An 8972-nucleotide genomic window follows, 5' to 3' on the forward strand; every position below is an offset into this window, starting at 1 on the left:
GCACCCCCACCCGGGCCGCCGGGCCCAGGGGGAGTGCGTGCCAGGGCACGGCGGGCAGACGGGACTTCGACGACACTCCCTAGGGTCCGGTCAGATGGTTCACGAGGTCGCCGATGCCCTCGACGCTGACCCGGACTTCGTCACCGGCGCGCATGAACACCGGGGGCTGGTGGCCCATGCCGACTCCGGCCGGCGTACCGGTGCTCAGCACATCGCCGGGTTCGAAGCTGAAGTACCGCGACAGCTGCTCGATGAGTTCGGCGATACCGGTCAGCAGATCCGAGGTGTGCCCGTCCTGCATGAGCCGGCCGTTCAGGGTGGTCCTGATCGCCAGGTTCTCCGGGTCGGAGATCTCGTCCGCGGTGACCACTGCCGGCCCCATCGGGCAGAACGTCGGGTACTGCTTGCCCAGCAGCATGTCGGTCCAGGCCCAGCGCCCTTCTTCCGGGGTGCCGGCCGTGGCGATCGCGGGGACCGCGTCGCGGGCGGACACATCGTTGATGATGGTGTACCCGCCGATGTAGTCCATCGCGTCCGCCGCCTTGACGGCGTGACAGCCGCGCCCGAAAACCACACAGAACTCGCCCTCGAAATCGACCATGTCAGGCGCTCCGGGCGGGATCCGGACCGACGCCCCGGTACCGACCACCGAGTGTGGCGACTTGACGAACCAGGCGGCCTTCTTCGGCGGTTCCCCGCCCATCTCCAGGATGTGTGTCCGGTAGTTGACGCCGGCGGCCACGATCAGGACGCGTTCGCCCAGCGGTGCCAGCAGGGTGACGGGCGCGGGTGCCAACCACCCCTGTTCCCGGGTGCGTTGGGGTTCCGCGGTGACCTTCGCCAGCACGCCCCGTACGGTGTCCTGGTAGTCCTGCCCGCGGCGGAAGATATCGGCGACGGAGGAGGGAACCGCTAGGCCATGCGCGTCCAGGACGCGGGACAGATCGACCACGCCCAGGTCCGGAAGGTCGGCGCCGGGCGCCGGACGTCCGGACGAGTCCGAGTAGCTGACAAGACGCATCAAGTATCTCCCAACAGATATCGGGGTGGCAGGTCGCGTTGTGTGGGGTGGCTGGTGTTCCGTGCGGTGTGCGGTGTGCGGTGTGCGGTGTCGGCCCCGCCACAGCGCGGGCGGGGCCGGACCGGTCGGAGGGCTCGGCTCAGCGCTACTTGAAGCTCTCCGGGGGGAAGGTGCCCCACTCGTCCGCGGATCGCGGGTCGGTGACCGACCAGTGCGTCGGCGAGTAGTTCTCGTCGTCGAGAATGGTCATCTCCTCCGAGGAGAACTCCATGATGTGGCCGACGTGGTCGCGGAAGTAGATCGCCATGTTGTGACCGGGACCGTGGCGCACCGGACCCCACAGGACCTCGACGCCGTCCCTGGTCATCGACTCGAACGCCTCCAGCACGGCCGCGCCGTCCTTGACCGTGAACTGCACATGGTGCAGCCCGTTCACCTCGGCGCGAGCCAGTGCCATGCAGTGGTAGAGCTTGCTGCCACGGAAGAAGGCCATCAGCGGGGATGCGTCGGGCAACTGGATCTGCGAACTCTCCATCAGACCCAGGTTCGTCCTCACGTACTCGATCTCGCCGTCCATGTCGACCGTGCGCAGCACGACATGGTCCGAGGCGATCGGCGCCGGCGCCACGGACGGCCGCCGGGTCGAGGCGGCCACCGGAACGTCCGGTACGAACCCGGTCCTGAGTTCGATCGGGTGACCGGCCGGGGTCGTGAAACTCAGGGTCGGTCCCGGGCGGAACCGCGAGGTCTCGTCGTTACGGGTGACGGCGACGCCCGCCTTGGTGAGCGCGGTCGCGGCCTCCTCGAATGCCGCGTCGTCGGTGACGATGTAGGAGATGGTCTCCAGGCCGCTCAGCCCCGGCGTGTAGACGAGCGAGTAGGCGTCCGGCCCGTGTCCCGCCAGGTAGTAGCGGCCGTCCTCGTCGTGACCGGCGTGCTGGAAGCCCAGGTGACCGACCGCGTACGCGGCCGAGGCCGCCGGGTCGGGGCTGAACAGCGCTACGTGGCCGGTGCGGTAGATGCCCAGGCCCTTCGGCTTGGTGACGGGTTCGATCGGTCGCGGGATCTGCAGCGGTCCGGCTTCGGTGTCGACAGACATCGTGCGGCTCCTATCGGTGACGGTTCGCTGTGCGGTGGGTTCGGCTTGCGGTGTGCGCGGTGTGCGCGGTGTGCGCGGTGTGCGCGGTGGGTTCGGTTTGCGGTGGGTTCGTGTGTGCGATGTGTGCGATGTGTGCGATGTGTGCGGTGTGCCGGGGTGGCGTTGGCGTTGTGTTCGTTCGTCAGGTCGGTACCGTCGGTACGGTTGCGGCTCAGCCGGCCGTGCCCACGGTGTCGAGGCCATGGGCAATGGCGTTGGCCGACTCGGATTCCAGGACCGAGACGAGTACGGCGATGTCCTCCTCGCCGTAGCCCTGTGCGCAGGCGTCCTCGCAGATCCTCCGGACCGTGCCCAGGAGTGGCATCGCCGCGCCGGCCTCGGCCGCCGTGGCCATGATGGCCTCCGCCACCTCGACCGCACCGGAGACGGTCCCCTTCACGGGGCGGGACCGGCCCTCGGCCATCATCGGCGCGCGTACGTTGAACATCGTCGATGCCGCGGCGGACGGCCTGATGGTGTCAATGACCAGCTGGGTGTCCAGGCCCACGGCCCTGGCCAGCGCGATCGCCTCGGCGGCGACCGTGATGTGCACAAACGTCAGCGTGTTGGCCACGAACTTCATCTTCGAACCCGAGCCGAAGCCGCCGGTGGAGATGACTCTGCCCAGGGCTTCCAGGGCCGGGCGGACCCGTTCGAGCGCGCTCTCGTCCCCGCTGGCGAACACCGTTCCCTGGCGTTCGGCAACCATCGGCGGGGTGCCGCTGACCGGGGCGTCGAGCATGGTGATGCCATGGGCCCGCAGGGTGTCGCGTGCGGCCTCCTTGCGGCTGAGCGCCATCGCGCCGATGTCGACCACGAGCAGGTCGGACCGGCCGGCGGCGAGCAGCCCCTGTTCGCCGCTGATCACATCGTCGAGCGCGTCCGCCGATGTGACGCAGGTGAAGATGACATCGGCGCGTTCGGCGACCTCTTTCGCCGAGGTGGCGGCCTTGCCGCCGACGGCCTCGAAGTCCGCCATCGAGCTGCGTCGGTAGCCCCACACGGTGTAGCCGTCGGCGATGAGGTTCGCCGCGAACGGCAGGCCGATCTTGCCGGGTGCGATAAGACCGACGGTGAGGTCGGAGCCTTGTGCCGTCACCTGTGCCTCCTTGATAGGTGCGCCGTTCGCGCGCGAGGGTGTGTGTTATGTGCGTGGGGGTGGATGGATGGACGGGAGGCTTGCGGTCAGCGCAGCCGGTAGCTGCGGTCCGAGAGGTCGACGGCGATGTCGATGCGCCCCTGGTGCACCTGCCACTCCGCGACCCGGAACGTCCGGGCGCCGCTGCTGTGGAACGGGTCGGCCGCGGCGAGCGCGGTGGCCTCCTCGGTGCTCGTGGCGCGGACGACGAGCATGCCGCTGGGGCCGGGACCGCCCGACGCGTCGAGGAACGGCCCGGACATGAACAGCGAGCCCTGCTTCTCCAGCCCGGTGAGGTACTTCAGATGCGCCGGGATCTGCGACGCGAGCGCGTCCGGCCGGGATCCGGGCTCGGAGAAGATCACGAAGAAGTGCTGGTGCGGCGGGCCCGTGGTGGGGTCCGGCGCCGCCGCGGTCATCGCCGCCGCCCCTTCTCGGCGGCCAGCTCCATGATGCGCGGATTGCCGTCGTTCCACAGCAGCACCATCGTCACCGAGTCGATCAGCCAGCCGGACGGCGCCCGGACCAGGCCGAAGGTGTACGTCCCGTTGGTCGCCGTGCAGTGGCTTCCCCCGGGGTTGGCCAGCCGCATCTCGACCCGGGCGTGCACGACACAGGTGGCGTGCCCGCCGTCGGTGCGGATCTGCGGCAGCGACAGGAAGTGCTGCGATGCGTCGGTGTGCACGAGGGTGGCGTTCCATCGGGCTTCGAGGTCGGCGGGGCTGAGCACGGAGGCCGGACGGCCGGTCACGGACTCGTAGTTCCAGGTGACCTGTTCGGCCAGGCACTGGACCGCGCGCTTGATGTCCCGGGTGTCCAGCGCGAGGACGAAGGCCGCCACCGTGTCCTCGACTTCGGCGCGGTCCCGCGCGTAGTCGCTTCGCGATCCGGAGCCTGTCATGCGGACCTCCTCGGGTGGTGTCCGGTGGCGGTCACGCCTGTCGCTCGCATGCCCGCTCCTGGTAGTAGCCGAGCGCCTTGAGCACCGGAATGTCCGTGTGCGAGAACAGGATCGCCGGTTCGTTCTCGGTGTTGATGTGTTCGTGCACCGACCATCCCGGCACGGTGAAGGTGTCGTGCTCGGACCAGTCGAGCGCCGTGCCGTCGACGATCGTCCGGCCGCGTCCGCGTACCACGTGGTAGATCGCGCTGCTGGTGTGCTGGTGCGCCTCGGTGTGCATCCTGGCCGGCAGTGCCTGGATGTAGGCGCCCATGGTCGGCATGATGGGGCCGCCGCTGTTCGGGTTGGTGAACTCGAAGATGACGCCGTCGGTCGGCGAGCCGCTCCAGTCGTCGAGCGCGGACTTGAGCAACTGCTCGGTCTGACTCCACGGGTAGTTGATGACGGGCGAGTACGGCTTGTCCCAGGTTCCCCAGGCCGGGTTCAGCCGGCTGGTGGCATAGAGCCGTTCGGTCGAGTCCGCGGAGCGCGACTCCTCCTGGACGCGGTCCGGGCCGTCGACGAAGAAGTTCGCTTCGAGCTTGTTGATCAGCGGCAGGTCGAGCCCGTCCATCCACACCACCGGCTCGTCGGTGAAGTTTCCGTGGTCGTGCCAGGCCCAGGACGGGGTGAGCACGATGTCGCCGGGGTGCATATGCGCCCGCTCGCCGTCCACCGCGGTGTAGGCGCCCGACCCTTCGATGACGAACCGGAACGCCGCGGCGGCGTGTTTGTGCATCGGCGCGATCTCGCCCGGCAGCACCAGCTGGATCCCGGCGTAGAGGTTGTTCGCGGTCTCCACCTTCTTCGCCAGGCCGGGGTTGATCAGCATCAGGACGCGCCGCTCGGCCTCCTCGGCACTGATCAGCCGGCCCGCGGTCATCAGCTGTGCGCGGACGTCGTCGTACCGCCAGAGATACGGCACCGCACGGCTCTTCGGCTCGGTCGGCAGCAGGCGCGGGTCGGTGTTGCGCCACAGCGGCTCGACGCTGAACGAGCCGAGGCCGGCGTAGTACTGCTCCGCATCGATCCCGGCCGCGTCGCCGGACACGATGGTTTCTGTGCTGATCTGAGTCATGTGTTCTCCTACGGGCTTGTTGTGTCCGGCTTCCGCGCTGAGGGTGTTCACCAGCCGCTCACCAGCCGCGCTTCACGACCGGCAGGCTCAGTTCGCCCAGCCCGTCGATCTCGGCACGTACGACATCGCCCGCCTCGATCGGGCCGACGCCCTCCGGAGTGCCGGTCGCGTAGATATCGCCTGGCCGCAGTGTCACGACGCTGCTCGCCTGCTCGATCAGCTCGTCGACGCCGACGATCAGGTCGCGGGTGTTGGCCTGCTGGCGCAGTTCGCCGTTGACCCACAGCCGCAGGCCGAGGTTGCCCGGGTCGGGCACCTCGTCGGCGGTGACGATGTACGGGCCGATCGGGGTGAAGGTCTCGAACGACTTGCGCATCGTGCGCTCTTCCTGCCGCTCGCCCTCGGTGCGCAGGGTCAGGTCGAGCAGGACGAGGTAGCCGAAGATGTGGTCGGCCACCCGCGCGGCCGGGACGCCACGGGCGGCCTTGCCGATGACGACTCCCAGTTCCACCTCGTGGTGGAAGGCGCGGCCCGGCATGGGAGGCAGCTCGATCGCGTCGGCGGGCCCCGAGACCGACCCGGAACTCTTGACGAAGAAGCCCACCTCACGGGGCGATTGGAGCGCCTGCTGATTGGTCGGCCGATACTGCGAGTCGGTCATCTCGGTGACGTGTGCGTGGTAGTTGGCGGGGGCCGCGAGCACCTGCCCGGGACGCGGGATCGGCGGCAGCAGGGTCACATCGGCAAGCGAGCGCACCTCGGCCGAGGCCAGCGCCGCCCGTAGCGGTGTCCGGAGTTCGTCGAAGTGCTCGATCAGCTCGTTGATCACATACGGACTGCCGTGCCACCGGCTGTCGACGACGTCGGTGACATCGCGTACGGACGTGCCGTCGACGATGCCGATGCGGTACTGGTCGAAAAGTGCGATGCGCATGGAGTGGGTGGGTCCTTCGCGGTTCGGAGTCCGAGGGCCGGGGCGGGCCGGGCGCTCGTCGGGTTCGGGCGAGGGGGAGCTGCCGGGTGGTCAGTGGTCGCCATCCGGGTGTGGGGGTGGGGGCGGCGCCCAGCCGGGTGCGACACCGGCTGTGTCGAGCAGTGCGGTGGCGGCGGTGGAGGCCCGGCGGGTGAGTTCCGGGATGTCCACGCCGACGAGTGCGCCGTCGCGTTTGACGGCCTTGCCCGCGACGAAGACGGTGTCGACGGTCGCGCGGCTCGCGTGGTGCACGATCGAGGCGACCGGGTCGAGGACCGGTGTCATGGAGATGTGGTCGGTGCGGATCATGACGATGTCGGCCTGTTTGCCGGGGGTGAGGCTGCCGGTGACATCACCCAGCCCCAGTGCGCGGGCGCCTTCGATGGTCGCGAATTCGAGTACGTCACGGGCGGAGATGTCGAGCTGCCACGGGTTGACCGCGTTCTCCAGCGACTGCTGGTTGGCCAGGCCACGCGGCACGGCCAGGGCGAAGCGCATGGCGGTGAACGGGTCGCCGCCGACGGCCATACAGGTGTCGATACCGATGTTCGGCCGGATCCCGGCCCTGAGCAGCTGAGTGATCGGCGGCCAGCCGTGCCCCATCGCGGACTCGTCCTCAGGAGTCACCGAGGCCGATACGCCCGCGTCGGCCATCAGCCGGAACTCGTCCTCGGTCAGCAGGTTGCAGTGCCCGAAGATCAGGTCGTCGCCGAGCAGACCTTCCTTGTGCAGCCGGGTCACATTGGGCCTGCCCTGCGGGTCGAGCACGGCCATGCCGATGTGGGTGTTGATACGCAGCCCGAGTTCGCGGCCGAGCGCGAAGTCGGTCCGTACGACATCCATGGGCGAGGAGTCCGGCCCGCGTACCGCCAGGCCCATGGTGACAAGACCCGAGTCGGAGGAGAAGTACCGGCCGCGAACGCGGCGGATCTCGGCCTCGTTGCTGGGAGTCGTGCTGGTGAACGGCGGCGAGAGGATCTCCAGCTGTTCGGACATCGCCCCGCCGTAGCCGAACATCGCGCGGATACCGCTGGCTTGCAGCGCGCGCACCGCCTCGTCGGTGTGCTCGGGCGACGACTGGTTGTGCGAGTAGTCGAAGACGGCCGTGACCCCGGAGTCGAGGGAGTCGTAGGCGCCGAGTGTGGTGCCGAGGGACATGTGCTCCGGCGTCATATGCGGGCCGAGCATCCCGAACATCGTCGTGAAGTACTGGAACAGCGACCAGTCGGTGGCCATACCACGCATCAGTGCCTGGAACAGATGCCGATGGGAGTCGATGAAGCCGGGGATCACGATGTGCCGCGAGGCGTCGACGACCTCCGCGCTGCCCTCGGCGATCTCCAGACCGGGGCCGATCGCGGCGATCGTGCCGTCCTCGATGAGTATGTCGCCGACCAGGTCGCCGACTGCCGGGTCCATTGACACGATCCGCCCGCCTCGCACGAGCGTGCGCACCGCCGTCATGTCCTGGCCGCCTTGCGCCGGCGCTGAGCAGAGTTCATCCCGGGACCCCTCCTGTGGGCGGTGGGCCAGTCTGTTAGTGTTCTGCAAAACAGAACGCGAGACTGTGACACAGAACAATATGTTCGCGGTGTTACGAGGCTGTCAAGAGTGCGGCAGTCTGATTCGCGCAGCACGCGACTCCCTCGTCCCGGCCGGCGCGTCCTAGACTCGGCGCCGTGCCACGGGAATCCGGGACGCCATCGAGGAGCCACGCAATGACCGCGCCAGCCAAGGAGACGGACACCTTGACCCCGAACTATCCGATCGGCTCAGTCGACAAGGCGTTGCGGCTGCTGTGTGTCGTCGCCGAGGAGCGAGCGATTCGGGTCGCCGACGCCAGCCGGCGAATCGGGGTCGCCCGTTCGACGGCGCACCGGCTGCTGGAGATGCTTCAGCTGCATGGATTCGCGCAGCAGGATCCGCAGACGCGTGCCTACGTGCCCGGCCCGCGGCTGCTGGGCATCGGGGCGGCCGCGCTGCACAACCTCGACATCCGGGCGATCGCCAGACCCGTGCTGGAGGCGTTGGTGGAAGAGGTCCAGGAGTCGGCGCACCTGGTGATCCTGGCCGGCTCCGACATGCTGATCATCGACGCGGTCGAGAGTGCGCGGGCGCTGCGCGTCAGCTCCCGGGTCGGGGTCCGGGTGCCCGGTTACGCCGCCGCGGGCGGACGGGCCGTCCTCGCGGAGATGCCCGAGGACCGGGTGATGTCCATGTTCCCCCGTGAGGAACTGGACGTGATCACGCCGGACACCCTGACCAGTCGCGCCGGACTCATCCAGATCCTGGGAGAGGTGCGGGAGCGCGGGTTCGCCGTGTGTATCGGCGAGGTGGAACCCGACGTGGCCACCGTCGCCGCGGCGATCCCCGACGGAGACCGTATGACCCCGGCCGCGATCACCGTGTCCGTACCCCGCTTCCGGTTCACCGAGGACGATCTCACCCGGCTGGGGCACGCCGCGGTACGGGCGGCGCAGCGCTGTGCGGCGGTGGTCTGAACCGGCGGCGCGGCCTGCTGGGACACAGCGGCCTGCTGGGACACAAGGGGGCAACGGCAGCCCGACCCCGGCCGGGCGGCTGCCCGGTATTGGTTTTGTGTGGTCATCCTTTGAGGTGTTTATGAGTGTTGAGTTACTCGGGTTCGGCGGCTGGGATCGTGACTCGCGTGATTAACGTTGCGG

At 68.8% G+C, this 8972-nt stretch carries 9 protein-coding genes; 1 reads left to right on the top strand and 8 read right to left on the bottom strand.

Annotated features, from left to right (window positions below; genetic code table 11):
• Positions 1-79: 79 nt before the first annotated feature.
• The 8 genes from ACWF94_RS24670 to ACWF94_RS24705 all read right to left on the bottom strand — a co-directional run bounded on the left by ACWF94_RS24670 (position 80) and on the right by ACWF94_RS24705 (position 7752).
• Positions 80-1021, bottom strand: a complete 942-nt coding sequence (locus ACWF94_RS24670; RefSeq protein WP_453492413.1) for a fumarylacetoacetate hydrolase family protein — start codon at positions 1019-1021, stop codon at positions 80-82.
• Between the two features lie 145 nt (positions 1022-1166).
• Positions 1167-2120, bottom strand: coding sequence for a VOC family protein (locus ACWF94_RS24675; RefSeq protein WP_453492415.1), 954 nt, complete (start codon positions 2118-2120; stop codon positions 1167-1169).
• A 211-nt stretch (positions 2121-2331) separates the two neighbouring features.
• A complete protein-coding gene (locus ACWF94_RS24680; protein ID WP_453492418.1) occupies positions 2332-3258 on the bottom strand; it encodes an NAD(P)-dependent oxidoreductase in 927 nt (308 codons plus the stop codon).
• A gap of 86 nt (positions 3259-3344) precedes the next feature.
• A complete protein-coding gene (locus ACWF94_RS24685) occupies positions 3345-3716 on the bottom strand; it encodes a YciI family protein (protein ID WP_453492421.1) in 372 nt (123 codons plus the stop codon).
• Positions 3713-4198, bottom strand: coding sequence for a nuclear transport factor 2 family protein (locus ACWF94_RS24690; protein ID WP_453492424.1), 486 nt, complete (start codon positions 4196-4198; stop codon positions 3713-3715). The genes ACWF94_RS24685 and ACWF94_RS24690 overlap by 4 nt, the downstream gene beginning before the upstream one ends.
• Before the next feature lie 31 nt (positions 4199-4229).
• Positions 4230-5315, bottom strand: coding sequence for a cupin domain-containing protein (locus ACWF94_RS24695; RefSeq protein ID WP_453492427.1), 1086 nt, complete (start codon positions 5313-5315; stop codon positions 4230-4232).
• A 58-nt stretch (positions 5316-5373) separates the two neighbouring features.
• Positions 5374-6249: a fumarylacetoacetate hydrolase family protein gene (locus ACWF94_RS24700; protein ID WP_453492430.1), complete on the bottom strand. Its 876-nt coding sequence runs from the start codon at positions 6247-6249 to the stop codon at positions 5374-5376.
• 90 nt (positions 6250-6339) lie between these two features.
• Complete coding sequence (locus ACWF94_RS24705; protein WP_453492433.1) at positions 6340-7752, bottom strand: amidohydrolase family protein; 1413 nt, start codon at positions 7750-7752, stop codon at positions 6340-6342.
• 254 nt (positions 7753-8006) lie between these two features.
• Here ACWF94_RS24705 and ACWF94_RS24710 point away from each other — a divergent pair, with 254 nt between their 5' ends.
• Complete coding sequence (locus ACWF94_RS24710) at positions 8007-8789, top strand: IclR family transcriptional regulator (protein WP_453492436.1); 783 nt, start codon at positions 8007-8009, stop codon at positions 8787-8789.
• Positions 8790-8972: the final 183 nt, after the last annotated feature.

It is taken from the genome of Streptomyces sp. NPDC055078, from assembly GCF_053607985.1.